Origin of the sequence: Embleya sp. NBC_00896 (assembly GCF_045207785.1) — a bacterium.
Lineage (GTDB): Bacteria > Actinomycetota > Actinomycetes > Streptomycetales > Streptomycetaceae > Embleya.
Map to the genome: position 1 here is coordinate 4422384 of NZ_CP108776.1, position 25732 is coordinate 4448115.

Annotated in this window: 22 protein-coding genes and 1 pseudogene; 14 read left to right on the top strand and 9 right to left on the bottom strand. The window is 70.4% G+C overall.

The genetic code is table 11. From position 1 onward, the window contains the following. The 3 genes from OG928_RS20190 to OG928_RS20200 all read left to right on the top strand — a co-directional run bounded on the left by OG928_RS20190 (position 1) and on the right by OG928_RS20200 (position 3735). A complete protein-coding gene (locus tag OG928_RS20190) occupies positions 1-1698 on the top strand; it encodes a cytochrome c biogenesis protein ResB (RefSeq protein ID WP_406285719.1) in 1698 nt (565 codons plus the stop codon). A gap of 44 nt (positions 1699-1742) precedes the next feature. Then, entirely contained in the window at positions 1743-2759 is a 1017-nt protein-coding gene (ccsB, locus tag OG928_RS20195) for a c-type cytochrome biogenesis protein CcsB (protein ID WP_406291088.1), read from the top strand. A 355-nt stretch (positions 2760-3114) separates the two neighbouring features. Beyond that, positions 3115-3735: a hypothetical protein gene (locus OG928_RS20200; protein WP_406285722.1), complete on the top strand. Its 621-nt coding sequence runs from the start codon at positions 3115-3117 to the stop codon at positions 3733-3735. Between the two features lie 174 nt (positions 3736-3909). On the opposite strand, the gene OG928_RS20205 is transcribed toward OG928_RS20200, so the two are convergent. Continuing rightward, the gene (locus tag OG928_RS20205; protein ID WP_406285724.1) at positions 3910-5685 is read right to left on the bottom strand and encodes an amidohydrolase family protein; all 1776 of its coding nucleotides are present in this window, start codon (positions 5683-5685) and stop codon (positions 3910-3912) included. Between the two features lie 94 nt (positions 5686-5779). Here OG928_RS20205 and OG928_RS20210 point away from each other — a divergent pair, with 94 nt between their 5' ends. After that, positions 5780-6682 (top strand): IclR family transcriptional regulator, encoded by a 903-nt coding sequence (locus OG928_RS20210; RefSeq protein WP_406285727.1) that lies wholly within the window; start codon positions 5780-5782, stop codon positions 6680-6682. Between the two features lie 235 nt (positions 6683-6917). On the opposite strand, the gene OG928_RS20215 is transcribed toward OG928_RS20210, so the two are convergent. The 4 genes and pseudogenes from OG928_RS20215 to OG928_RS20230 all read right to left on the bottom strand — a co-directional run. Then, positions 6918-7352, bottom strand: coding sequence for a PLD nuclease N-terminal domain-containing protein (locus tag OG928_RS20215; protein WP_406285730.1), 435 nt, complete (start codon positions 7350-7352; stop codon positions 6918-6920). Between the two features lie 91 nt (positions 7353-7443). Beyond that, positions 7444-9048: a mucoidy inhibitor MuiA family protein gene (locus tag OG928_RS20220; protein WP_406285732.1), complete on the bottom strand. Its 1605-nt coding sequence runs from the start codon at positions 9046-9048 to the stop codon at positions 7444-7446. A gap of 2 nt (positions 9049-9050) precedes the next feature. Next, on the bottom strand, positions 9051-10313 hold the full coding sequence (locus OG928_RS20225) for a DUF4139 domain-containing protein (RefSeq protein ID WP_406291090.1): 1263 nt from the start codon (positions 10311-10313) through the stop codon (positions 9051-9053). Beyond that, a pseudogene (locus OG928_RS20230) lies at positions 10271-11356 on the bottom strand (DUF4139 domain-containing protein); the annotation flags it as partial. The gene OG928_RS20225 and the pseudogene OG928_RS20230, both read right to left, overlap by 43 nt. Between OG928_RS20230 and OG928_RS20235 the strand changes: the two are divergent. Beyond that, positions 11270-12721, top strand: coding sequence for a menaquinone biosynthesis decarboxylase (locus OG928_RS20235; protein ID WP_406285734.1), 1452 nt, complete (start codon positions 11270-11272; stop codon positions 12719-12721). The pseudogene OG928_RS20230 and the gene OG928_RS20235 overlap by 87 nt on opposite strands. Next, complete coding sequence (gene mqnP, locus OG928_RS20240; RefSeq protein WP_406285736.1) at positions 12718-13629, top strand: menaquinone biosynthesis prenyltransferase MqnP; 912 nt, start codon at positions 12718-12720, stop codon at positions 13627-13629. The genes OG928_RS20235 and mqnP overlap by 4 nt, the downstream gene beginning before the upstream one ends. A 103-nt stretch (positions 13630-13732) precedes the next feature. Here the strand turns inward: mqnP and OG928_RS20245 are convergent, their stop codons facing one another. Then, positions 13733-14674 (bottom strand): hypothetical protein, encoded by a 942-nt coding sequence (locus OG928_RS20245; RefSeq protein WP_406285739.1) that lies wholly within the window; start codon positions 14672-14674, stop codon positions 13733-13735. Positions 14675-14756: 82 nt separating this feature from the next. Beyond that, positions 14757-15362: a rhomboid family intramembrane serine protease gene (locus OG928_RS20250; RefSeq protein WP_406285741.1), complete on the bottom strand. Its 606-nt coding sequence runs from the start codon at positions 15360-15362 to the stop codon at positions 14757-14759. Between the two features lie 53 nt (positions 15363-15415). Between OG928_RS20250 and OG928_RS20255 the strand changes: the two genes are divergently transcribed. Then, positions 15416-16084, top strand: a complete 669-nt coding sequence (locus tag OG928_RS20255) for a UbiX family flavin prenyltransferase (protein ID WP_406285743.1) — start codon at positions 15416-15418, stop codon at positions 16082-16084. A 159-nt stretch (positions 16085-16243) separates the two neighbouring features. Here the strand turns inward: OG928_RS20255 and OG928_RS20260 are convergent, their stop codons facing one another. Further along, positions 16244-16393 carry a hypothetical protein gene (locus OG928_RS20260; protein WP_406285745.1) on the bottom strand — a complete coding sequence of 50 codons (150 nt, stop codon included), beginning with the start codon at positions 16391-16393 and terminating at the stop codon, positions 16244-16246. A gap of 154 nt (positions 16394-16547) precedes the next feature. Here OG928_RS20260 and OG928_RS20265 point away from each other — a divergent pair, with 154 nt between their 5' ends. The 6 genes from OG928_RS20265 (at position 16548) to OG928_RS20290 (ending at position 22723) form a co-directional block, all read left to right on the top strand. Beyond that, positions 16548-17006 carry an Lrp/AsnC family transcriptional regulator gene (locus OG928_RS20265; protein ID WP_026219445.1) on the top strand — a complete coding sequence of 153 codons (459 nt, stop codon included), beginning with the start codon at positions 16548-16550 and terminating at the stop codon, positions 17004-17006. Positions 17007-17051: 45 nt separating this feature from the next. Further along, a complete protein-coding gene (locus OG928_RS20270; protein WP_406285748.1) occupies positions 17052-18011 on the top strand; it encodes a threonine/serine dehydratase in 960 nt (319 codons plus the stop codon). Between the two features lie 104 nt (positions 18012-18115). Further along, on the top strand, positions 18116-19279 hold the full coding sequence (mqnE, locus tag OG928_RS20275) for an aminofutalosine synthase MqnE (RefSeq protein ID WP_406285750.1): 1164 nt from the start codon (positions 18116-18118) through the stop codon (positions 19277-19279). 135 nt (positions 19280-19414) lie between these two features. Next, entirely contained in the window at positions 19415-20482 is a 1068-nt protein-coding gene (locus OG928_RS20280) for an SUKH-4 family immunity protein (protein WP_406285752.1), read from the top strand. Positions 20483-20620: 138 nt separating this feature from the next. Then, positions 20621-20917 carry a DUF4229 domain-containing protein gene (locus tag OG928_RS20285; protein ID WP_406291092.1) on the top strand — a complete coding sequence of 99 codons (297 nt, stop codon included), beginning with the start codon at positions 20621-20623 and terminating at the stop codon, positions 20915-20917. A gap of 405 nt (positions 20918-21322) precedes the next feature. Next, on the top strand, positions 21323-22723 hold the full coding sequence (locus tag OG928_RS20290) for a dicarboxylate/amino acid:cation symporter (RefSeq protein ID WP_406285754.1): 1401 nt from the start codon (positions 21323-21325) through the stop codon (positions 22721-22723). A 67-nt stretch (positions 22724-22790) separates the two neighbouring features. Here OG928_RS20290 and OG928_RS20295 read toward each other — a convergent pair whose 3' ends face one another. Beyond that, positions 22791-23813, bottom strand: a complete 1023-nt coding sequence (locus OG928_RS20295; RefSeq protein WP_406285757.1) for a helix-turn-helix transcriptional regulator — start codon at positions 23811-23813, stop codon at positions 22791-22793. A 72-nt stretch (positions 23814-23885) separates the two neighbouring features. Here OG928_RS20295 and OG928_RS20300 point away from each other — a divergent pair, with 72 nt between their 5' ends. Further along, positions 23886-25616 carry an MFS transporter gene (locus tag OG928_RS20300; RefSeq protein ID WP_406285760.1) on the top strand — a complete coding sequence of 577 codons (1731 nt, stop codon included), beginning with the start codon at positions 23886-23888 and terminating at the stop codon, positions 25614-25616. Positions 25617-25732: the final 116 nt, after the last annotated feature.

Consider the following 25732-nt stretch of genomic DNA (forward strand, 5'->3'; position numbering starts at 1 on the left):
GTGAGCGCCGAGACCCGAACCGACGACGACCTCGAACGGCTCGAGCTGCCCGAGGCCCGGGCGGACGCCGGGATGTCCACGGCGCCCGCACAGGACGACGACGGCGCCGAGGAGATCCGCCAGCCGCAATTGGGCGTGGTGGGTTGGCTGCGGTGGCTCTGGCGGCAACTGACCTCGATGCGGGTCGCGCTGATCCTGCTGTTCATGCTGTCGATCGCGGCGACCCCGCCGACGCTGATCCCGCAGCGGCCGGTCAGTCCGATCAAGGTCTCGCAATACTTCCGCGACCATCCGACCCGCGCGAAGATCATGGACAAGTTCCAGCTCTTCGACGTGTTCGCGTCGTGGTGGTTCGCGTCGATCTACATCCTGCTGTTCATCTCGCTCGCGGGCTGCATCGTGCCGCGCGTGTGGGCGCACGCCAAGACGCTGCTGTCCAAGCCGCCGGAGGCGCCGCGCAACTTCGCCCGGCTGCCCGCGTACGCGCGCTGGGAGACCACGGCCGATCCGGACGCGGTGCTCACCGCCGCGCGTGCCGCGCTGAAGAAGCGCCGGTTCCGGCTCAACCCGGGCACGGGCTCGGTCTCGGCGGAGAAGGGCTACGCGCGCGAGACCGGCAACCTGCTCTTCCACATCGCGCTGTTCGGCATCCTGGTCGCCTTCGCGCTCGGCAGTCTCTACAGCGTCAAGGGCGGCAAGATCGTCGTCGAGGGGCAGAGCTTCGCGAACGTGCTCACCCAGTACGACGACCGCCAGTTCGGCGCGCTCGTCGACGAGGACAACCTGGAGCCCTTCGGGTTCCGGCTGAACGCGGTCGAGCAGACCTTCCAGGCGACCGGCGCCAAGCGCGGCGAGCCGCGCTCGTTCACGTCGCACATCGAGTCCTGGTACGGGCACGAGGGCAAGAACAAGAAGGGGACCATCAAGGTCAACGAGCCGCTGCAGGTGGGCGACACGAAGGTCTTCATGATCGCGACCGGCTACGCGCCGGTCGTGACGGTGCGCGACGCCAAGGGCAAGATCGCCTACTCGGGGCCCACGGTGTTCCTGCCCCAGGACGGCAACCGCACCTCCACCGGCGTGATCAAGGTCCCGGACGTCAGCGCGGGGCTGAAGCAGTTGGGCTTCGACGGCATCTTCGTGCCGAGCACCCCGATCAAGCCGGACGGGTCCTTCTACCAGGACCCGGTCCGCGGTTGGGTCTCCGCCTTCCCGGCGCTGCTGAACCCGGCGCTGGTGCTGAGCGCGTACGAGGGCGACCTCGGGATGGACTCCGGGGTACCGCAGAACATCTACGCGCTCAAGCCCGACAAGATGACCCAGTTCAAGTCCGGTGACCAGCCCTGGTCGGTGGCCCTCAAGCCCGGCCAGGCGGTCGACCTGCCCAACGGCGCGGGGTCGTTGACCTTCGAGGGCGTCAAGATCTGGGCCAACTTCCAGGTCGCCAGCGAGCCCGGCAAGGGTCTCGCGCTGGTCAGCGTGGTGGCCGCGATCGTCGGCCTCGTGCTGTCCCTGTTCGTACGTCGCCGGCGCATGTGGGTGCGCGCGGTGGAAGGTCCCGACGGCAACACGGTCGTCGAGGTCGGCGGGCTTGCCCGCACCGAGGGCGGGGGCCTCGGCGATGAGGTACAGGAGTTCGTGGACGCGTTGCGCGTGGCCGCGCCGGCGAACTCACCCGGCACCAAGGTCAAGGAGTGAGCGTGGGCGTCAACGAGAACCTCGCCCAATTCAGCAATGTGCTGATGTATTCGGCGATCGCCGTCTACCTGATCGCGTTTTTCGCGTACTGCATGGAATGGACGTTCGGCAGCAGCGGGGCGGTCGCCCAGCGGTCGGCCGACCTGGCCGTCGAGGTCCGCGAGCCGGTGGCCGCGGCCGCGAGCGGCGGCGTCGCGCTGGCCGAGCGGCCGATCGTGGTGGTGCGCGACGTCGGCCACGACGGTGGCGACGTCGACGACCAGGGCAACGTGGCGAACGGCAACGAGCGGGCCGACCGGATCGGCCGGGTCGCGGTCTCGCTGACCGTGCTCGGCTTCCTGCTGCACGCGGGTTCGGTGCTGACCCGTGGCATCGCGGCGGAGCGGGCCCCGTGGGGCAACATGTACGAGTTCTCCACGGCCGTGTCGATGGTCGTGGTGGCGGCTTTCCTGGTGCTGCTGTGGAAGTACCCGGTGCGCTGGCTGGGCCTGTTCGTGACGCTGCCGGTGCTCACCACCCTCGGCGTCGCGGTGACGGTCCTGTACACCGACTCCGACCAGCTGGTGCCGGCGCTCAACTCGTACTGGCTGTGGATCCACGTCGCGTCGGCGATCGTGTCCTTCGGCGCGTTCCACATCGGCGCGCTCGCGTCGATCCTGTTCCTGTTCCGGCAGAAGCACGAAAGCAACCTCGCCGACCCGGCCAAGTCGACCGACGGCCGGTTCGACAACATGATGGCCCGGCTGCCCGGCTCGGCCTCGCTCGACAAGACCGCCTACCGGGTCAACGCGATCATCTTCCCGCTGTGGACCTTCGCGATCGTGTGCGGCGCGATCTGGGCCGAGAACGCGTGGGGCCGCTACTGGGGCTGGGACCCCAAGGAGGTCTGGTCCTTCATCACGTGGGTGGCCTACGCGGCCTACCTGCACGCCCGCGCCACCGCCGGCTGGAAGGGCACCAAGGCCGCGGTCGTCTCGCTGATCGCGTTCGCGTGCTTCCTGTTCAACTACTACGGCGTGAACATCTTCGTGAACGGCCTGCACTCGTACGCGGGCGTCTGAGGTCTCGCCACAGCGGGGTCGGCCCGGTCGCCCACGTGGGCGACCGGGCCGACCCCGCTGTTGTTCGTCGCCCAAGTGCCGATCGTGGCGTCCAAGGCCACGGGTGCGTCGGGCCTTCCACCGGCGCGCTCGTACCGCCGTGTCACCGTCAAGCGCACGCCCTACGCCGAGCGGGGTTGGCCTCCGTACGAGTAGGCGCGCGTCGACCCGCGCTGCTGCCTCGCCGCACTCCGTGCCGCCGGCGAGGCAGGCGAACCGACTGCGCCCGGGGGGCTGGGAAGCTTCCGCTGGTTGGTGCAGGGTGTAGTCAGAGAGGTCCTGCACTCTTGTGATGACTCCGTGAAGGCGATGCACAGTGGCGAAGCTGAACGAGACCTGGACGATCGTCGACACCGGCATGAGGGAGTTCGGTGCCAAGGTCGCCAAAAAACTCTTCGGCCAGAAGGCCGCACCGCCATCGGTGGGTGAGGCGGTCGGCACAGCTATGAACGGCCTCTCAGTCGGGCCACAGCAGCGCATGGCCGAGGTGCGAAGGCAGGGCGCCGCCACGCACAACCAGCGGCGGTTTCCCCCGGAATCCGCGGCAAAGCTGGGCGAGGGGGTGGATTCCGCGAAACTCGTGCTCCCGGGGCGCGAGCTATCGGTGGCCGAGGTGGCACAAGCCATGCGGGAGGAACTCCAGGAGGACGCCCGCAGGCGCAGGGCGGGGTTGCGCGAGAAGCCCGCCCCCCAGGCCGCGGCCGCGCGGCCGGTCAGCTTGGTCAAGGAGGGGCGCGCGGCGACCTCGGCCAGGGCGCCGGCCGACAGCAAATCGTTGGCGAAGAGTGCGGCTGCGGGCTTCGCGCCCGCCGCGGGTCGCGGAGCGTCCGGCCGTTCGTCCGCCGCCGTGGCGGTCAACCGCAGCGGACCGGCGCCCGGTGTCGGCGTGAGCAGGGACAGCGCCGGGAGGGAACTGAAGTCGAGCCTCGAAAAATAGCGTCAGGTCCGACGGTCTCTGTGCGGACCCTGCGGTCGTGCGGGAACGCAGCGCCGACATCCCGGGCCTACTGATCACGAGCGTCCCGCGCTTCGGATCGAGGTACACGGTCGGGGAATCGGGCCGGGCCTCTCGGAACCGCTCGGGGCGAGAGGCCCGACTCCCACGGGGTGGTCAGCGCGCTCCGCGCACCAGTCGTCCCGGACGCGCCCCGGTGTCGACGCCGTTTCGCCGGGTCACCTGTCCGGCCACGATCGTGGCGAGGTAGCCGGACGCGTCCTGGAGCATCCGGCCGCCGCCGGCGGGCAGGTCGTGGACCATCCGCGGCCGGTACAGGGTGAGCGACTCCAGGTCGATCACGTTCAGGTCGGCCCGCTTGCCCTCGGCCACCACGCCCCGGTCGCCCAGGCCGTACAGCGCCGCGGTGTCCATGGTCTGCTTGCGGACCAGGAACTCCAGTGGCAACTGCTCGCCGCGGCTCCGGTCCCGGGCCCAGTGCGTGAGCAGGAAGGTCGGCTGCGAGGCGTCGCAGATCATCGAGCAGTGCGCGCCGCCGTCGGCCAGGCCGAACACGCTCGCGGGGTGCGTGAGCATCTCCCGGATCGCCTCGTGGTCGCCGTCCGAGTAGTTGAACATCGGGACCATCAGCGTGGTCCGCGCGTCATCCGCCAACTGCAGGTCGTACAGCGTCGAGAGCGGCTCCTCGCCGCGCGCCTTCGCGATCGCGACCACCGTGCGGTCGGGCAGCGGCTCGTAGTCCGGGACCGCGTCCATCGGGTACATCCGGTCCATCATGAACTGCATCGCCAGGTTGACCGAGTCGCCCGGGACGGTCGGGTCGCTCGGCAGGTCGGTCTCGGCCAGGATCGCGGCCTTGACCTCGGGCCGGGCCAGTTCTTCGGCGAACGCGGCGTCGTCCAGCTCGCCCGCCTCGCGCCGGTCGTTGATCGCCTTGAAGGTCGGCCGCTTGCTGAACGCGTTGCGGGTGCCGAAACCGGTCAGCATGCCGAACGGGCGGCCGGCGATCTGCGGGTGCAGCTGCGCGCCCGCCTCGTTCGCGGCCTGCGACTCGGCCATCAGTTCGCGCCACAGCTCGGGCGCGGCGTTGACCTGGAGCAGTGCGAACGAGACCGGCATGCCGATCTCGGCGGCGAGCCGGCGCATCCAGGCGACCTCGGAGGCCGGCTTGACGATGTCCTCGCCGGACGAGCCGGTCGGTGCCAGTTCGAACACGGCCCGGCCGCCTGCGGCCATCGCCCGTCCCAGGCCGAACAGTTCGTCCTCGCCGGCGAACGTGCCGGGGACCGGCTCGCCGCCCATCGCCTTGTGCGCGACCGTGCGCGAGGTGGAGAAGCCGAGCGCGCCGGCCTCGATCGCCTCCTTGACGATGACCGCCATCGCCTCGATGTCCGCGGCCGAGGCGGGCTCGTTGCGCGCGCCGCGGTCGCCCATGGCGTACGCGCGGACCGCGCCGTGCGCGACCTGTACGCCGATGTCCGCGGCGAACGTGCGCCGCGCCAGCACGTCCAGGTATTCCGGGAAGGTCTCCCAGCCCCACGTCATGCCCTCGGCGAGCGCGGTGCCGGGGATGTCCTCGACGCCCTCCATCAACCGGATCAGCCAGTCCTCGCGGCCCGGCCGCACCGGCGCGAAGCCGACGCCGCAGTTACCGGAGACCACCGTGGTCACACCATGCGACGTGGACGGGTCGAGCACCTCGTCCCACGTGGCCTGGCCGTCGTAGTGGGTGTGGATGTCCACGAAGCCCGGCGTGACGATGTGACCCGTCGCGTCGATCGTCTCCGCGGCCTCGCCGTCCAGCGCCGGGTCCGCGCCGTCGTGCCGGCGCACCGCGACGATCAGGCCGTCCCGGACACCGATGTCACCGACGAACCGATCCTCGCCGGTGCCGTCCACGATCGTGCCGTTGATGATCTTGAGGTCGTACATATGAGCCTCCCCGGTAACGTGAGGCAGACCGTACGGCTGCGCATTGTGCGAGTCAATATGCGCACTATGCGAAATGATCCAGTAGGGTTTCACCATGGCCCCACGACCCTCGCCGCAGACCGACCGGCTCGTCTCCCTCGTCGACGCGATCGCCGGGCGGCCGGCGGAGGGGCTGACCCTGTCGGAGATCGCGCGGCACCTCGCGGTCACCCCCGCGACGTGTCATCCGATGCTCGCGAGCCTGACCTCGCTCGGCTGGCTGATCCGCCACCCCACCCGGCGGACCTACCGCCTGGGCCCCGCGCTGGTGGCGGTGGGCCGAGCCGCCGCGCGCGGGCTCGGGGTGCTCGACGTGGCGCGCCCGATCATGGGGCGGCTGCGCGACGAGACCGGCCTGACCTGCTTCGCGATGACGCCGGGGGAGCACCACGTGGCGATCGCGGAGGTGGTCCGCGCGCCGGGGCCCGAGCTGCACCGGTTGAGCATCGGCGCGCAGGCACCGATCACGCCGCCGCTCGGGATCGGCTACGTGCCGTGGGCCGACGAGCAGACGGTCCGCCGCTGGCTCGACGACGCGGACGATCCGGCGGCGCGCGGGCGGATGGAGCGCGCGATCGACAACGCGCGGCGCCGGGGCTTCGCGATCGAGCTGGTCACCGACGTCGAGACCCGACTCGGCGAGACGCTCGGCGAGCTGGACGAGCACCTGGAGGGATTGGACACGCTGGGCGCGGGAGCGGCGGCGGCGCGGTTGCGCACGCTGTTGGAGGAGATCGCGGCCGAGATCGGCGGGTCCGACGGCGGGCAGATCGACGAACTCGAACCGGACCGGGACTATCGCGTGGGAGCGATCAGTGCGCCGGTGCATGATCGGGGCGGTGACCTGGTGTTGATCCTGAGCTTGCGCGGGTTCGCGCCTCGTACGGATGGGCGGGCGTTGGAGCGGACGGGGCGGTTGTTGGCCGCGGCGGCGGCGGAGGTGGCGGTGGCCACCTGAGCGCGGCCTGCGGCCGGCGCGGCCTCAAGCGCCGGCCGGGCTGGGTTTGACCCGGCCTTCGGCCGAGGTGGCCTCAAACGCCGGCCGGGCTGGATTCGAGCCGGTTTGCGGTTGAGGTGGCCTCATGCGTCGGTCGGGCTGGATTCGACCCGGCCTTCGGCCGAGGTGGCCTCAAACGCCGGCCGGGCTGGATTCGAGCCGAGGTGGCCCTAGCGCCGGCCGGGCTGTCGGGTGGTCAGTCCTTGTCCTTTGTGCGGCCGTCCGGGTTGTCCTGGTCGGGGCTGCGGAGGTCGTCCTCGCGGTGCTTGAGGTCTTCTTCCCAGCGCTTGAGCATCTCGTCTTCGTCGTTGTCCGACGAGGGCGTGTCGCTCGGCTTGCGGTCGTCCTTGTTCAAGGACGCCAGGAACTCGGGGTCGTCGTCCGGCGCCGGCTGACGGCCGCGGTTGCGACCGCCGAAGCCCATCGAACCGCCCGCATACTCACGCTTGGGCCGCCCGGCGACGAACCAGCCGATCGGTCCCAGGAACGGAATCGGAGAGGAGAGCAGCAGAATCAGGACCCACAGCACCTTGGACAGGTTGCGGACCTTCTTCTCGTCGGTCGTCAGGCAGTCGATGAAGGCGTAGACGAGCACGCCGAGGGCCAGCAGGATTGGCAGGACCCTGAGCATGAATTGGTCTCCCTGGCTGGTACTCGGAATTCCGTATCGCGGTGTGTCTCTCCTCCAGCGTAGACGCTCCGCTCCATGAACACGGGACGACTCATAGGCCGACGACCTTCCCCGACGCGTGCAGCTCGTACACCAGGGTCATCCGCCGCCGTTCCCCCGCGCCGAGACGCACGTCGTACCGGACGATCCCCTGCTCGTCGACCGCGTCCGGCGCGGGGTCGCACAGGTCGCGGCGGATTTTGACCTCGACCGCCGAGACCTCCGAGACCGGCACCCGTTCGCGCACCACGACCGTCCCCGGCGGCTCGGCCCCGGGCGCCGCGATGTGCGATACGAACAGCGTCACCGTGCGGGTCAGCACGGTGCGGCCGGTGATCGCGGCCGTCGTGCGCGACTCGGTCACATCCCGCACCACCCGGAAGTCGTCCTCGCTCCCGAACGGCAGCCGGACCTCCTCGCCCGGCGCGGCGAAGTCGAGCTGCCCGCGCCCGGTGTAGCCGCTGCCCCGGACCAGCTCCACCGGGCCCGCGAGCAGCGCGTGGCCGGCGTCGTTGGCGAACCGCACGACCTGGCTCACGTAATGCGACAGCTCGGGCGAACAGGCCGCCTCGGGCGCGCACTTCGTGGTGAAGGTGGTCAGCCGGACCCGGTGGGGGTTGCCGTCGGAGGGCACCTCCACCGGCGCCGGCGCGGCCAGCACCCGGACCTCGCCGCCGTCGTCGACGCCCGGCAGTTCGGCCGACCGCGCCGCGACCCGGCCGACCGTGGCGATCTCCTCCTCGCGCAGGTCCACCTCGACCTGCTTCCTCTCCACCTGGGTGCGCTCGCGCAGGGTGAGCCGGTCCTCGACCAGGCTCGGCGGCCGCGCGGCCAGGGTCGGGCGCGCGGTGGACAGGGACAGCGCGACGCCGGACCAGTCCTCGCCGGTGAGCTGCCACACCATGGCGTCGCACTCGAGCTCGATCGAGTGGCGGTCGGGCGCGAGGGTCGCGCGGTAGGCGGGCCGCCACAGCGCGCACGGCACCAGGTGGACCACGCGCAGCTCGGCCGAGCCGGCCCGCTCGGCCTCGATCACCACCTCGACGGTCGCGGTCAGCTCCTGCGTCTCCCGCTCGGCCAGGCTCAGGGCCGCCTGCGTGTCGCGCAGCCGGCGATCGACCGAGACCAGCTCGTCCGTCAGCGCGTGCAGTTCGGCGTTGCGGTCCTCGGCCTCGGCGGAGAGTCGATCCAGCTCCCCGGCCCAGCGCTCGGGCTCGGCCGTCCCGAAGCCGGTGTATTCGACGATGTCCCGCCGCAGCTCCGCCCGGGCCTGGGCGATCAGCGCGAGCCGGGTGCGCACCCGCTTCCTGCTGCGGGACAGCACGGTGTTGCGCTCGCCGAGGTCGTACTTCAGGCGGCGCAACTCGGACGCGTCCGGACCGGGGCCGGTCGCGGGTTTGGGTGTGTACATCCGCACCACGCGCGCGTCGATCGCGGTCGCGGTGCCGTCGTCGGCGATCACCTCGGCGCGCAGCGACCGGTCCACCGCGAGCGGGGTCACCGGGCCGACCAGCACCCGCTGTACCCCCTCGCTCACCTCGATCCGGCCGGACCGGGTCACCTGGGCCCGGTCCTCCAGACAGGTCACCGCCGTGATCGGCAGCGGCTCCGGCTTGCGTTCGCCCGGCGTGCTCTGTTCAAGCGTCGGCTGAGTCACCGTCAGACCCTCCTGTTGCCGCCGACCACGGCCTTCGCTGCCGGGATCCGGATCTCGTAGCCACCGGTCAGGTTCTTCCGCTCGCCAGGGGCGAGTTCGACGCGCCACACCCGCGCGCCCGGGACGTGTCGCCCGTCGCGCAGCTCGGTGTCCTCGACCCAGCGCGGGGTGCCGGCGTGTTCCTCGATCCTGACGTCCTTGTCGTCGGTGACCGGGACCCGCTCCAGGATGTCCAGCCGGATCGGTCGGGCGAGGTGGTTGACCGCCTCGATCTCGATCCGGTGGTCGAGCACGGCCGTGCCGCCGCGCAGGCCCGCGGTCGACTCGCGCATGTGCGCGTTCCGCGAGACCTGCACGCTTTCCACGACGCCCACCCCGACCCGTTCGCGCGCGCCCGGCGCGAGCGTCGGCAGCGGCACCGTCATCAGGAACTCGCCGGCCACCGAGACGTCCGCCGGGCCCGCGAGCAGCGCGTGCGGGGACGCGTTGGCGAGCACGACCGTGCCGAACACCGCGTCGTCCAGGGCGGGTACGCAGACGAACTCGGGGTCGAGGCCGACCTCGATCTCGCACACCGGGATGGTGTGCCACACGCCGTCGGCGGACACCTCGACCGGCGCCGCGGTGTCGAAGCGGTAGTCGTAGGACCCGGCCGCGTCGCGCGGGGCACGCGCGTGCTCGGGCAGCGCCAGATAGGCGACCTCGTCGGCGCGCCGGCCGTACTCCAGGGCCGTCCCGCCGGGTCCGTGCGCCGCGGGGCGCAGCCGCCCCGGGCCTCCGCGTCGTCCGCGCCGCGCAGTTCGAGCGCCGCGTAGTCGAGAAGGTCGCCGCGCGGTTCGGGCCGCTCCGGCGGCGCGGGTTTGGCGCTCGGCGACATGGCGTCCTCGTCGGCCGGCGCGGCGAATCCGGCGAGCTCGACCCCGACGTCGGGTGGACCGCCGGGGCCGGTCCGGGCCCGCCGCATCATCGCCGCCGCGGGCGGGCGCGGCGCGGGCGGCGGGGCGCCGTAGCCGCCGGCGGCCTGCATCGGCGGCGGCGGGGCCGTCACCGGTGCGGGCGACGCCATCATGAAGTCCGGCGGCAGCTCGATCTCCGTCGTGTCCCCCGGTGCGGGCGGCACCTCGGGGTATGCCGCCCGATACTCGCGGTGGCTCGCCCCGTCCGCCGCGCCCGCGGCCACGGGGTGGGACGGCTCCGGGCGCGCGGCCCGGATCACGTCGTAGCCCGCGAACAGTTCGGCCAGGCCGGCCGGCGGTTCCCGCCAGCCGGCGTGCGCGGGTGCGCTCTGCCGGCGGCCCAGGCGCAGCGACTTGAGCTCGGGCAGGTCGGTGGCCCGGGCCAGGTCCGCGGTGGACAGACCGAGCCGGACCCCGGCCCAGTCCTCGCCGGTGCGCTGCGCGACACACGCCCGCATGACCAGCGTGCCGCCGGTCATCGCCTCGTCCAGGCGCAGCTGGTACATCGGCGCCCAGCGCGCGCCGGGCACGTGGTACTCCAGCGCGAGCTCGATCCGGCCCGGGTCGCCGGTGTGTTCCAAGGTGACCACCGCGGACCCGGAGACCTGGGCCCGCTCGGTGCGTACCGAGTCGGACGCCGCCTTCAACCGGGCCCGGTACAGCGCGGTGTCGCGCCTGGCCTCGCGCAGTTCGTCGTCGCACGCGCCGATTCGCTCGTACAGCGTCTCCACCCGCTCGTCCACGAACGCGGCCAGGTCCAGCAGCGCCGACACCGGCGCGGGGCGCGGCGGATCGCCTCGGCGGACGGTGGGCGGCACCGCCTCGAGCTTGCCGATCTCCTCCACCTCGGCGTCCAGACGTTGGCGCCGCTCACGCAGTGCCCGCACCCGGGACTCGGCCGCCTCCAGGGCGAGCTGCACGTCGGGCAGGTCCGCGTCCTCGACCACCTCGACGTCGACCGCGGGCCGGACGTCGGTGACCCGCACGCCCTCGCCGCCGGCGACCACGCGCGCGCGCAGCCGATCGCCGTGCGCGGTCAACGGAAACCCGGTCACCCGAACCCGCACCGGACCCGCGGGGCCCGCCGGTGGCTCCACCTCGCAATTCCGCACACACACCGCCCCGACGGCGTGAACGACCACTGAACGCAATTCCGAAGCGACCGTGAGCATGTACCCCTCCCTGCTCGGCACGAGGGTCCAACCTAGCCCGACCGGGCGGGTGCGCGTGCGGCCGCGGCGTGTCCGTATCGGATACTGGCAGGCATGGCATACGGGACCTTGCGCGCTTTCCTGAAGGCACTGGAGAAGCGCGGTGAACTGAAGCGCGTGCGCGCCGAGGTCGATCCGCATCTGGAGGTCGGCGAGATCACCGACCGGGTGAACAAGGCCAAGGGCCCGGCCCTGCTGTTCGAGAACGTCAAGGGCAGCTCGATGCCGCTCGCGATGAACGTCTACGGCACCGACAAGCGGATGCTGATGGCGCTCGGCCTGACGAGCTACGACGAACTGTCGGAGAAGATCGGCGGGCTCCTCAAGCCCGAGCTCCCGCAGGGCTTCACCGGCATCCGCGAGGCGTTCGGCAAGCTCGGTGCGGTCGCGCACATCCCGCCGAAGAAGATCAAGGACGCGCCCTGCCAGGAGGTCGTACTCAAGGGCGACGAGGTCGACCTGGACACCATTCCGGCGCTGTTCACCTGGCCCGAGGACGGCGGCTCGTTCTACAACCTGGGCCTGACCCACACCAAGGACCCCGACACGGGCGTGCGCAACCTGGGTCTGTACCGGCTTCAGCGACACGACAAGCGCACGATCGGGATGCACTGGCAGATCCACAAGGACAGCCGCAACCACTACCAGGTGGCCGCCAAGCGTGGTGAGCGGTTGCCGGTCGCGATCGCGTTCGGCTGCCCGCCGGCGGTGACGTACGCGTCGACCGCGCCGCTGCCAGGCGACATCGACGAGTACCTGTTCGCGGGCTTCATCGGCGGCCGGCGGATCGAGATGGTCGACTGCGTGAGCGTGCCGCTCCAGGTGCCGGCCGAGGCCGAGGTCGTGCTCGAGGGCTGGCTCACCCCCGGCGAGACGCTGCCCGAGGGCCCGTTCGGCGACCACACCGGTTTCTACACGCCGCAGGAGCCGTTCCCGGCGTTGACCATCGACTGCGTGACGATGCGCGAGAAGCCGCTGCTGCAGTCCATCGTGGTCGGCCGACCGCCCACCGAGGACGGCCCGTTGGGCAAGGCGACCGAGCGGTTCTTCCTGCCGCTGCTCAAGATCATCGTGCCGGACATCGTCGACTACGACCTGCCCGAGGCCGGCGGTTTCCACAACTGCGCGATCGTCTCGATCGACAAGAAGTACCCCAAGCACGCGCAGAAGGTGATGAGCGCGATCTGGGGTGCGCACATGATGTCGCTCACCAAGCTGATCGTGGTGGTGGACGCCGACTGCGACGTGCACGACTACCACGAGGTCGCGTGGCGCGCGTTCGGCAACACCGACTACGCGCGCGACCTGCTGCTGACCGAAGGACCCGTGGACCACCTCGACCACGCGTCGTACCAGCAGTTCTGGGGCGGCAAGGCGGGCATCGACGCGACCCGCAAGCTGCCCGAGGAGGGCTACACCCGGGACGGCGGCTGGCCCGAGATGGTCGTGTCGGACCCCGAGACCGCCGCCAAGGTGACTCGTCGTTGGAAGGAATACGGACTGTGACGTCCGCTGCTCTACCCGCTCCCGGGCCGTCGGAGGACAGTCGCGTCAAGGCGTTCCTGCGCCTCGTACTGATCGAACACTCGGTCTTCGCGCTGCCGTTCGCGTACATCGCGGCCTTCACCGCGATGTACGACACCGACGGACACCTGCACTACTGGGAGCTGTTCCTGGTCACCGTGGCGATGGTGGGCCTGCGCACGTTCGCGATGGCGTGCAACCGGATCATCGACCGCGAGATCGACGCGCGAAACCCGCGCACCGCGACCCGCGAACTGGTCACCGGCGCCGTCTCGGTGCGCACCGCGTGGGTCGGCGCGCTGGTCGCGTTGTTCTTCTACCTGGTGGCCGCCGCCCTGCTCAATCCGCTGTGCCTGGCGCTCGCGCCGATCGCGGTGATCCCGATGGTGGTCTATCCGTACGGGAAGCGGTTCACCAACATCCCGCACGCGATCCTCGGCGTCGCGCAGGCGATCGGCCCGATCGGGGCCTGGCTGGCGATCACCGGCGAGTGGTCGTGGAAGGCCGTCGTGCTCGGCCTCGCGGTCGGCACCTGGATCGGCGGCTTCGACCTGATCTTCGGCTGCCAGGACGTCGCGGCCGACCGGGCGCACGGCGTCAAGAGCGTGCCGGCCAAGTGGGGCATCGCCAACGCGCTGAACGCCTCGAAGTACACCCACGTGGTGACCACGCTGCTGTTCGTCTGGTTCGGCGCGCTCACCCAGGCGGGCTTCTTCTGGTGGCTGGGTCTGCTGATCGTGGCGGCGGCGTTCGTGTACGAGCACTCGCTCCTCAAGCCCGACGACCTCTCCAAGTTGAACCGGGCCTTCTTCACCACCAACGGCTTCATCGGCATCGCGCTGTTCTGCTGCGCCCTCCTGGACCTGGCGGTGCGGGGGCTGCGGCTGTAAGGCGTGTCCCGGGTCCGGCGCCGGCGCGAGGCGGCGAATATACGTGTGGGGCCCCGGCGTTCGCGCCGGGGCCCCACACGTATAGCGCTGTACCGCGGCTTGCTCAGACGTTCGGGGTGTCGGCCCCGAAGAGGCCCTCCATCTTGCTGCCGAAGGACTTCATCAGCTCGTTCAGGTCGATCGTGTCGCCCGCCGCCGGGGCCTTGGGGGCCACGCCGTTCGGCAGCTTCGAGTACTTGAGGTCCAGCGAGAACTCGACGGTGCCGTCGCTCCCGTCGTCACCGGTCACCCGCACGGGGTACGGCTGCCCGTTGGCCGGCACGTACATCGTGAAGGTCGAGTTGTCCTCGTCCTTGGAGATCAGCGGGATGACCTTGACCCCCTTGATCTCGGTGACGGGACCCTTGGTGACCGGGTCCTCGTCCTTCGAGTCGGAGTCCGAGTCCGAGTCGGAATCCGAGCCGAACAGGCTGTCGAGGGACGGGGTGCCGCCCTTGAGCATGTCCCCGCCGAGCTTGCTCGCCTCCGAGCCGCCGATCTTGAGGTACTTGCCCTCGACCAGCTTGGCGCTCTCGGTGAACATCTTGGTGAACTCGTCGCCGAGCTTGAGGTCCTCGGGGGACTCCGTGGCCCGCGTCTTCGCCTCAGCGCGCTTGCCAAGCTCCATCAGCAGCTCGACCGTGCCCGGCTGGACCTTGATGTACATGGTCTTGTCGACCGCGATCAGGTCGATGCCCTTGTTCTCGAGGGTGACCCGGCCCTCGGCCTGCTCCCCGGAGCCGAACCTGAGGTCGACACCCAGCGGCATGTCGTACATCTTGCCGGTGCCCTCGACGTGCAGGTTGGAGAAGTCCTCGAGCTTGACGTCGTTCGCCTTCTTGGACAGCTCTTCCGCGCTCAGCCCCTCGTTCGACGGGCCCTTGGAGTCGATGGCGTCGCCGACTCCGTCGCCCTTCGCGGAGTCCTTCGACGAGTCGCCGCAGCCCGAGGCCAGCAGGACCAGTGGTACGGCCAGGGCCGCTACGGATATGCGGAGCGAACGCACAGCTGAACTCCCGATCGAGAAATGGGAACAAATGAAAGCTAAAGATTGCCTGCCCGAATGCTATGCAGCGATGTCCACCGGTTTACCCGATCGGTACGCCGCCGGGCGAGATCTGCGACACAGCGCGGCGACGGCGGAAGACCAGCGCGGCGAGCACGCCGCCGATCAGGCCGAAGAGGTGTCCCTGCCACGAGATGCCGTTGTCGGTGGGCAGTACGCCCACCGCGAACGAGCTGCCGTAGACGCCCAGGACGACGAAGCCGATCAGCACGTCCAACAGCCTGCGATCGGCGAATCCCCGCACGACGAGGTAGCCGAACAGGCCGAAGACGAGGATGCTCGCGCCCGCCGAATTCGACCCGGATGGAGAGGTGACCCACACGCCGAGGCCGCCGACGACGATGATCACGAGCAGGACGAGCAGGAAGCGGCCGACCCCGCGCAGCGCGGCGAGGAAGCCGAGCACGATCAGCGGGAGGGTGTTGGAGACGATGTGTCCCGTGCCGAAGTGCAGGAACGGCGCGGTCAGGATGTCGGGTAGTTCGTCCGCGCGGCGCGGCGTTATGCCGTGCGTGAGCAGTGAGTCGTCGCTCGTGTAGTTGATCAGCTGGACGACCCAGATCGCGCCGGTCAGCACGGCGGTCACGAGCACCGCGTCGCGGACGCCCGACACGGATATGCGAGACATGCACACCCCTCCCCTGCGGTCGGCGAGACCGCCTCGAAGCCACAATAGGAGGCATGGACCAGGAGCGGGGCAGTGTGGGAGGACGGCGTCCGTGGATCGTCGGCGTATCGGGGGCGTCGGGCACGCCCTACGCGGCCGCGGTGCTGCGCGGGCTGCTCGACGCGGGTGAGTCCGTGGACCTCGTGGTCAGCCGCGCGGCCCGGTTGACGCTGATCGACGAGACCGGCATCGCCTTCCGCGACGCGCACTGGCGCGAGGACCTCGCCGCCTGGACGAAGCTCGACGAGGCCGCGCTGGATCGGGTCCGCTACTGGCCGGCCGGCGACCTCGGGGCCGGGCCCGCGAGCGGTTCGTATCCGTCCCGGGGCATGGTCGTGGTCCCGGCCAGCACGGCCGCGGTCGCGGGCATCGCGATCGGCCTGTCCAAGGACCTGCTCCAGCGCGCGGCCGACGTGACGCTCAAGGAGCGCCGCCCGCTCGTCATGGTGCCGCGCGAGACCCCGCTGACCGGCACCACCCTGCGGCACCTGGTCCGCCTCGACGACGCCGGCGCGGTGATCCTGCCGGCCTCCCCGGCGTTCTACGCGGGTGCCCAGGACGTCCAGCGGTTGGTCGACTTCGTGGCCGGGAAGACGCTGGACGCGCTCGGCGTCGCGCACACGCTGTACCGCCGTTGGGACGGCGAACTGGGCGGGGCCCGACGCGAGGCGGGGGGCGGGTGAGGGGTGGCCGAAGACCGCCGGCGGCCGTACCCGCGCCCGAACCGCCCGCGCCCGCCCGAACAACCACGCCTACCCGGAAAACCACGCCCACCCGGACAACCAAAAAGGCCCCCGTGGTGACGGGAGCCTTGGCGGGTCTTGCCGGATCTGCCGGTGCGGTCAGCGACCGGACTTGCGGCGGCCGACCAGTCGCTTCACACGCGTCAGCGTGCTCGACGGCTGGGTGGCACGTGAGCGTTCCGCGATGGCATGCAGTTCCTGCATGTGTGCGCGGGCCATCTCCAGGGTGTACACGGTGAGTTCTCCCAACGAGTCGTTATCGGAGGCTCGTGACTTCCGATGCCTTTGATTCTAAGGGTTAGAATCAGAATCGTCCAATGAATTACAGGCCCTGTTGGGTTTACACCTTTGTCATGTCGTGGATCCCTAGTGGACACCATCGATTTATCTGGAGGAAACGGACATGGATGCCGTCGACCGCAAGCTGATCCAGGCGCTGCGCGGCAACGGGCGGGCGTCGTACGCGGAACTTGGCCGGCTCGTGGGCCTGTCCGGGCCGAGCGTGACCGACCGGATCAACCGGCTCGAACAGGCCGGCGTGATCACCGGCTACCGGGCCTCCGTCGACCCGGTCTCGCTCGGCCTGGGCGTGACCGCGCTGATCGGGATCCAGCTCTCCGACGCCGCCGACCACGACGACGTGAGCCGCCGGCTGCGCGACCTCGACGAGATCGAGGACTGCTGGTTCATCGCCGGCGACGACTCGTTCATGCTCAAGGTCCGGGTCTCCGACATGGAGGGCCTGGAGAACGTGGTCCGCCGGCTGTCGGGCACGCGCGGAGTGGCCCGCACGCGCACGACGGTCGTGCTCTCGACGAAGTGGGAGTACCGCGCCGCCGAGTTGCCGGAACCCACCGAGTAGCCGGCCCGCGTCCGCGGGGCCGAGCCGCCTCGTAGGCTGGCCGGCATGACGAATCTGGTGACCCTCGAAGACCTGCGGGCCGCGCAGAAGCGGATCGCGGGCACCGCCGTCCGCACTCCGCTGCTGCCATCCCTGCACGGCGACGCGGACCGGCCGCTGTGGTTCAAGCCCGAGAGTCTCCAGCCGATCGGCGCGTTCAAGATCCGCGGCGCGTACAACGCGATCGCGGCGCTGACCGACGCCGAGCGCTCGCGCGGGGTCGTCGCACACTCGAGCGGCAACCACGCGCAGGCGGTGGCGTACGCGGCCCGCCTGTTCGGCGTCAGGGCGGTCATCGTGATGCCCGACACCACGCCGCCGGTCAAGATCGACGCCACCCGCGCGCTCGGCGCCGAGGTCGTCATCGTCACCCCCGACCGGCGCGACAGCGCGGCCGGCGAGCTGGCGCAGGAGCACGGCTACGCGTTCGTGCCGCCCTACGACCACCCGCGGATCGTGGCCGGCCAGGGCACGGCCGGCCTGGAGATCGTCGAGGACCTGCCCACCGTCGACACCGTGCTCGTCCCGGTCAGCGGCGGCGGCCTGATCGCCGGGGTCGCCGCGGCGGTCAAGCTGACCAGCCCGCGCACGAAGGTGATCGGCGTCGAGCCCGAGCTGGCCGCCGACGCCGCCGAGTCGTTCCGGACCGGCGTGCGCGCCACGTGGCCCACCGCGGACACCTACCGCACCATCGCCGACGGCCTGCGCACCACGTCGGTGGGCGTGCTCCCGTTCGAGCACATCCAGGCGTACGTCGACGACATCGTCACCGTGACCGAGGACCAGATCCGCGCCGCGATGCGCTTCCTGGCCCTGCGCGCCCGCCTGGTCGCCGAGCCCGCCGGCGCGGTCGCCACCGCCGCGTACCTCTTCCGGCGGGACGCGCTGCCGGCCGGCCGCGAGCACGTCGCCGTGGTCAGCGGGGGCAACGTGGACCCCGCGCTGTACGCCGAGGTGATGGCCTGAGCGAGCGCGGCCCGTACGCGGCGTAACCTCGTACGAGCTGTGCAGCGGCGGCCCGTACGGCCGAGCAGCCGTGGAACGAGAACACCAAGAGGGAGTGCTGACGCATGGACGCGGGCCTGCGCAAGGAGATCGAGGACAAGGTATTCGCCGGGGAGCGACTGAGCCGTGAGGACGGCATCGCGCTCTACGCGAGCGACGACCTCGCGTGGCTCGGCGGGCTCGCGCACCACGTGCGGACGGTGAAGAACGGCGACAAGGTCCACTTCAACGTCAACCGCCACCTCAACATGACGAACGTGTGCAACGCGTCGTGTGCCTACTGCTCGTTCCAGCGCAAGCCGGGCGAGAAGGACGCGTACACGATGCGCATCGAGGAGGCCGTGCGGCTCGCGAAGGAGATGGAGCCGGACGGGATCACCGAACTGCACATCGTCAACGGCCTGCACCCGACCCTCCCGTGGCGCTACTACCCGCGGTCGCTCAGCGCGCTCAAGGAGGTGCTGCCGAAGGTCGCGCTCAAGGCGTTCACCGCGACCGAGATCCACTGGTTCGAGAAGATCTCCGGCCTGCCGGCCTCGGACATCCTCGACGAACTGATGGACGCGGGCCTGGAATCGCTCACCGGCGGCGGCGCGGAGATCTTCGACTGGGAGGTCCGGCAGCACATCGTCGACCACGACACCCACTGGGAGGACTGGTCGCGGATCCACCGCCTCGCGCACTCCAAGGGGCTCAAGACGCCGAGCACGATGCTCTACGGGCACATCGAGGAGCCCAGGCACCGGGTGGACCACGTGATCCGGCTGCGCGAACTCCAGGACGAGACCGGCGGCTTCCAGGTCTTCATCCCGCTGCGCTACCAGCACGACTTCCACGACAGCAAGGACGGCATCGTCCGCAACCGGCTGCAGGCCCGCACGAACATGGCCACCGGCGCCGAGGCGCTCAAGGTGTTCGCGGTCTCGCGGCTGATGTTCGACAACGTCCCGCACGTGAAGTGCTTCTGGGTCATGCACGGCCTCGCGACCGCGCAGCTCGCGCTCAACCACGGCGCGGACGACCTGGACGGCTCGGTCGTCGAATACAAGATCACCCACGACGCGGACGACTTCGGCACGCCGAACAAGATGACCCGCGACGACCTGCTCGAACTCATCCGCGACGCGGGCTTTCGCCCGGTCGAGCGCAACACGCTCTACGAGACGCTGCGCGAGTACGACGGCCCGGACCCGGCCCGACGCGACACGCCGCAGCCGATGAAGCTCTGACCCGCACCACCGTTTTGGCGGCCGCGCCGACCGGCGTGCTCGCGACGTTCGATGCGTTCGGCGGGCGGGCAGAGTTCGACCACGGCTGGAGTTACCGGCCATTCGTGTTCGACGACCAGGCGGGGAGCCTGCTCTGTGGCTGAGGAATTGCGGATCCCGGTGACCCGGCACGAGGCCGAGGAGTGGTTCGGGGAGGTGGTCACCCACGACCTCCCCGAGATCGCGCACGAGCCCACCCGGCGCTTCCTGGCCGAGGTCGGCCTGCCGCGCGAGGCGGCGCTGATCCGGTTCGCGCCGGGTGGGACGCGGGGTGTGTCGATCGTGCTCGGCGAGTACGGCCTGCCGTGCACGGCCGCCGGGACGGTGCTGCTCGACGGCGCGACCGGCCGGGTCTACGAGCAGGGGCGCTACGGCGGTCCCGGACGGATGTCGGTGGACGTGTCCACCCTGGTGCGCGACGCCGGCATCGTCGAGGCGATCCGCACCGGACGCGGGCCGATCCGTACGGCCGAGGAACTGTTCGCGTTGCTGGCCGGAACCGAGCCGGAGATCGAGCTCGGGGGATCGTTCTGGCACACCTCGTTCGCCCTGTGGCAGCTGAGCCGCGCGGCGGTGCCGGGCGAGGGGCTGGCGGTCCGGATCACGCCCGCGATGCTCGACCTCGTCTACGAGAACGAGTTCGCCGGCTACGCCGAGGAGCAGGTGCCGGCCGCGATCGTGCACGAGCCGACCCGGCGCTTCCTGCGGGAGGTCGGCCTGGTCGACGCGTGGGCGTACCTGGACATGCGCAGCGACGGCAAGCCGCTGCCCACGCTGGCCGAGCTGGCCGCCGAGCGCCGGGCCGACTGGGACGACGCGCCCGAGCCGCCGGCCGACGCCGAGCACCTGGTCGTCCTCGGCTATGTCAGCGAGGACGGCGACCTCCTGGTGGACGGCCGTACGGGTGTCGTCCGGCGCTGGTACTACGGCGGCGACGAACCGGCCATGGACACGCTCAACACCGACCTGTCCGCGCTCGCCTTCACGATGTGGGTGGTCGGCCGGATGCGGCAGCAGAGCGCGCGGTTCGGGATGGCCGTGCACGACGTCTGGGAGACGATCGCGGTCGACCTGCTGTCCTCGGTCGACCCGGGCGCGTGGGCGGAGCCGTCCGGCTATTGGGAGAACATGATCCTGGACGGCATCAACGGACTGGGTCCGTGAGCCGCCGCGACACGGCTCCGGTCGGCTCGGGACCACCCGGATCCGCGTCGCGGATGCGGGATGCTTGACTGGTGGGGGCGGCCCGGAACGCTCGTGCCGCCACTCGTACCGCTATCGCTAGGGAAACCGAAGGTGACCATGTCGAATCCCGCGCTGCGCTACTCGCTCTACCGGCTCGGCATCTTCGCCGCGGTGTTCGCCGCGGCAATGGTCGTGTTCGGGCTGTTCGACCTGGACGGGCGCGGCAACATCTTCCTCGCGATCGGCATCGCCGCAGGGGTGTCGGCGCTGATCAGCTACAAGTTCCTGAACGCGGAGCGGGACGCCATGTCCGAGGCCCTGTACAACCGCATGCAGCGGGCCAAGGAGCGCATCGCCGAGGACAACCGGGCCGAGGACGCGAACACGGCCGCGATCGCCAGGGAAGCGCTGTAATCGCCGTAATCGCCGTAATTGCCCGGGAAGCCCGGTAGGGGCGCGTGGGTAAAAGTGCGTAAGCGAGCGTAAGCGCTCGTACGCGAGGTGTGGCCGGCGGTGTCCGTTCCGTAATTCTTTGCGCTTATCGGTTTGCTGTGGCTATCCTCGCTCTCGTGATCGGTGCAGGCAACACACAGATGATGCGCGAAGCGGTGGGTTACCCGCTCGTGTCGCGTCGTCATGTGGACCTGGGCCGATGCGCCACCGCGCTGTGTTGCGGCTAGCCGCCGCCGTGCCCCGATCGGGCTGACGCCTTCACGCTCGTCACTTCCCGACCGCCTCGCACGCCGGCCTTTTTGCGGCCGTTCTGCGCGAAGTATCGCTTCTTCGTAGTTTCTCCTGCGGGCACTCGCGTGCCCATTGATGCGCAGGATCACGGCCGCTCCGGTACAGCCACCCCCGTCCCCCACGGTGCCGTTCAGGAGCCCCGCCTTGTCTGCAGTCGATTCGTTCAAGTCTCTGAAGAGAACGCCCTTCTGGGCCCAGATAGTCATCGGCCTCGTCCTCGGTGTCGTGCTCGGCTTCGTCGCCAAGGAATTCGAGTACGACTGGCTGACCGAGACCCTCACGCAGATCGGCACGATCTTCGTCCAGCTGCTCAAGCTGGCCGTTCCGCCGCTGGTGTTCACCGCGATCCTGGTGAGCGTCGTCAACCTGCGCAACGTCAACAACGCGGCCCGGCTCGCCGCGCGCACGCTGCTGTGGTTCCTGATCACGTCGCTGATCGCGGTCGGTGTCGGCCTCGCGCTCGGCCTGCTCACCAACCCCGGCGGCGGCATCGACAAGCCGACCGACGCGAAGGCGCCGAAGACCAACGGTGACTGGCTCGACTTCATCACCGGGATCGTCCCGAAGAACATCGTCACGGCGTTCTCCGAGGTCAACGTCCTCCAGATCGTCTTCCTGGCGGTCGTCACGGGTGCCGCGATCCTGTCGGTGGGCAAGAAGGCCGAGCCGGCCATCAACGCCGCCGAGATCGGCCTGGAGATCGTCCAGAAGGCCCTGTGGTGGGTCATCAAGCTCTCCCCGCTGGGCACGCTGGGCCTGATCGGCAAGTCGGTCGCCACCTACGGCTGGGACCTGGTCAAGCCGCTCGGCACGCTCACCGCCGACATCTACATCGGCTGCGCCATCGTGATGTTCGTCGTCTACCCGCTGCTGCTCGCGGTGGTCGGCAAGGTCAACCCGCTGCACTACTACAAGGGCGCGTGGCCGGCCATCCAGCTCGCGTTCGTCTCGCGCTCCTCGGTCGGCACGATGCCGGTCACCCAGAAGGTCACCGAGCGCCTCGGCGTGCCCAAGGACTACGCCTCGTTCGCGGTGCCGTTCGGCGCCACGACCAAGATGGACGGTTGCGCCGCGATCTACCCGGCGATCGCCGCGATCTTCGTCGCCGACGTCTGGAACGTGAACCTCGGGATCAAGGAATACCTGCTGATCGCGTTCGTCTCGGTGGTCGGCTCGGCCGCGACCGCCGGTCTCACCGGCGCGATCATCATGCTGACCCTCACGCTCAGCACGATCGGCCTCCCGCTGGAGGGCGTCGCCCTGCTGCTCGCGATCGACCCGATCCTGGACATGATCCGTACCGCCACCAACGTGGCCGGCCAAGTAGTAATACCGATCCTGGTCTCGTCCCGCGAGAAGACGCTGGACCTGGAGAAGTACAACAACCCGCTCGACCTGGAAGCCCCGGACGAGCCGGCCGACAAGCCGAGCGTCCCGCACCAGAAGACGTCGGAGCGCGAGCCGGTCTCGGTCTGACGCTCCCTCGGACCGCGCCCCCGACCCCTTCGTGCCGAAGGGGTCGGGGGCGCTTTCGTGCTCCCGGTCATTCCCCGGGCGCGGGCGCGGGCTCGGGTTCGGTCTTGGGTTCGGTCCCGGTCTCGGCGCCCGCGGTCGGAGTCGCCTTCGCGTAGCGTCGCGCCAGTGTCCGGATGTACGCGACGAGTTCCGGCGGGTCCTCGATCTCGAAGTCGGCGTCGAGCAGGCTGACGTAGACGGCCAGGCTCTCGATGCTGGACGCGGTCGTCTCGAACACGCACGTGTGGTCGTCGACGACCGCGAACGAGCCGAAGGCGGGCGGTACCCGCTCGCCGACCACCGCGGCCGGCGCGTGCACCAGGACGCGGGCCCGGATCTGGCCGCGCGCGCTCTGTACGCCCTGGTTCACGAACTCCGCGACGTCGCCGTCGGCGGGCAGTTCGCGGGGGGTGAAGCGCGGGCCGTGCGGCGGGCGCGGGGTGATCCGGTCCATCCGGAAGGTGCGCCAGTCCTCGCGCTTGATGTCCCACGCGACCAGGTACCAGCGGCCCATCCGGTGCACGAGCCGGTACGGCTCGACCACACGGGAGGTCTCCTTGCCGTCGTGCGAGCTGTACCGGAAGCGCAGCTGCTCGTGGTCGCGGCACGCGCCGGCCAGGACGGTCATCACCTCCATGTCCACGCCCGGCCCGGTGTGGCGGACCGGGACGGTGTACTTCTGCAGCGCCTTGACCCGGCGGTGCAGGCGGGACGGAAGCACCTGGTCGAGCTTGGCGAGCGCGCGTAGCATCGCCTCGTCCATGCCGTCCACGACGCTGCCCGCGGCGATCCGCAGGCCGACCACGATGCTGACCGCCTCCTCGTCGTCCAGCAGCAGCGGGGGCAGCGCCTTGCCGGCGCCCAGGCGGTAGCCGCCGACGACGCCGCGGCGGGCGTGCACGGGATAGCCGAGGCTGCGCAGCCGTTCGACGTCGTAGCGGACCGTGCGCCCGCTGACGCCGAGCCGTTCGGCCAGCTCGGGGCCGGTCCAGTCGGGCCGCGTCTGCATGAGCGAGAGCATGCGCAGGAGTCGCGCGGAGGTTTCCAACATGCGCCGAAGTCTGCCGGCTCCCGGAGGCGAAACAGGAACGTACCTTGCCTGTTCCCCATTTAGTTTGGAGAGGTGGAAAACAGCCGCGAGCAAATCCTCGCAACCCGGTCCTCCGTAGGCCCCAAGCAGCGCTGGCTCGGCCTCATGGCGGTGCTGGCCGCCACGTTGATGAACCTGCTCGACTCCAGCGTGGTGGGCGTCGCGGCGCCCGCGATCCGCGAGGATCTGGGCGGGAGCTACTCCAGCCTCCAGTGGATCGCGGCCGGATACACCCTGGCGCTCGCGGTGGGTCTGCTCACCGGTGCGCGGCTCGGCGACATGTACGGCCGCAAGTTCATGCTGATGGTCGGCGTGGTCGGCTTCGTGGTGATGTCGGTGGCGTGCGCGATCGCGTGGTCGCCGGAGACGCTGATCATCGCGCGGGTGTTGCAGGGTCTGCTCGGCGCGCTGATGATCCCGCAGACCTTCGGGCTGATCCGGGACCTGTTCCCGCCGGCCGAACTCGGCAAGGCGTTCACGGTGTTCGGCCCGGCGATCGGGCTGTCCACGGTGCTCGGTCCGATCGTCGCGGGAGTGCTCGTGGACGGCGACCTGTTCGGCACCGGGTGGCGGATGATCTTCCTGATCAACATCCCGTTGGGCGCCTTCGCGCTGATCATGGGGTGGCGGACGCTGCCGACGGTGAAGCCGACCGAGAGCGGCGGCCGGTTGGACACGGTGGGCATGGTGCTCGCGGGTGTCGGTACCTTCATGCTGGTCCACCCCCTGGTCCAGGGGCGCGAACTCGGCTGGCCGACCTGGTCGTTGATCGAGTGCGCGGCCTCGCTCCCGGTGCTCGCGGCGTTCGCGGTGTACCAGCTGCGGCGTGAGGCGGCGGGCAAGGTGCCGCTGATTCGGCTCGGGGTGTTCAAGCACCGCTCGTACTCGTCCGGCATCGGCTTCGTGATGGTGTTCTTCGGTGCGATCGTCGGCATCTCGATGGCGGTCGGTCTGTTCCTGCAGCTGGGCCTCGGCTACACCCCGACCCGGGCCAGCCTGACGATGGGCGCGTGGGCGGTCGGCGCGTTCCTCGGCTCGGGCTTCAGCGGCGCGGTGATGAACAAGCTGGGTCGACGCATCCTGCACATCGGCCTGACCGTGATGGCGGCCGGTATCGCGTGGCTGTACCTGGTGTTCGACGGCGCCGGCGTGGGGATCGGCAGCGGCGACCTGATCGCGCCGCTCGCGCTGTTCGGGCTCGGGATGGGCATGATCTTCGTCCCGGTCTTCGACATCATCATGGGCGAGGTCGAGGACCACGAGGTGGGCTCGGCGTCCGGTGCGTTGGAGTCGCTGCAGCAGCTGGGCGCTTCGCTCGGGATCGCGATCCTGGGCACGGTGTTCTTCGGCGTGATCGGTACCCAGGCCACGCAGAACTTCGACGCCTCGGCGGCGCCGAGGCTGCGGACGGAGCTGTCGGCGGCCGGTGTGCCGGTGGGCACGCAGGACGCGATCGTGTCCGGCCTGCGGGCGTGCGTGGACGCGCGGGAGAACTCGGTGGACCCGGACAGGATCCCGGCGAGCTGCACCTCGTTCCCGGTGCCGGCGGCCGCGGCGGGAGCGGTGGCGGAGGCCGGTGCGGACACCCACACGCGCTCCTCGATCGACGCGATCAAGCGCACGACGCTGCTCACCCTCGGCCTGACGGCGGTGGCCTTCGCCCTGGGCTTCCTGCTCCCGAAGCGGGCGCGGGAGAACCAGTTCGCGGCGGAGTCCGAGGCCGCGGGTTCGGCCTCGGAGGAGCGGGAGCCGGCCCTGGTCTGAGCCGCGTGACCGAACGCCGACCGGCGCGGGCCTCTTGCGAGGTGGCCCGCGCCGGTCGGCGTTTCGCGTTCCCGCGGTGATCGCGTAGAGCCCATCCGAGAACGATGCGGAATCAG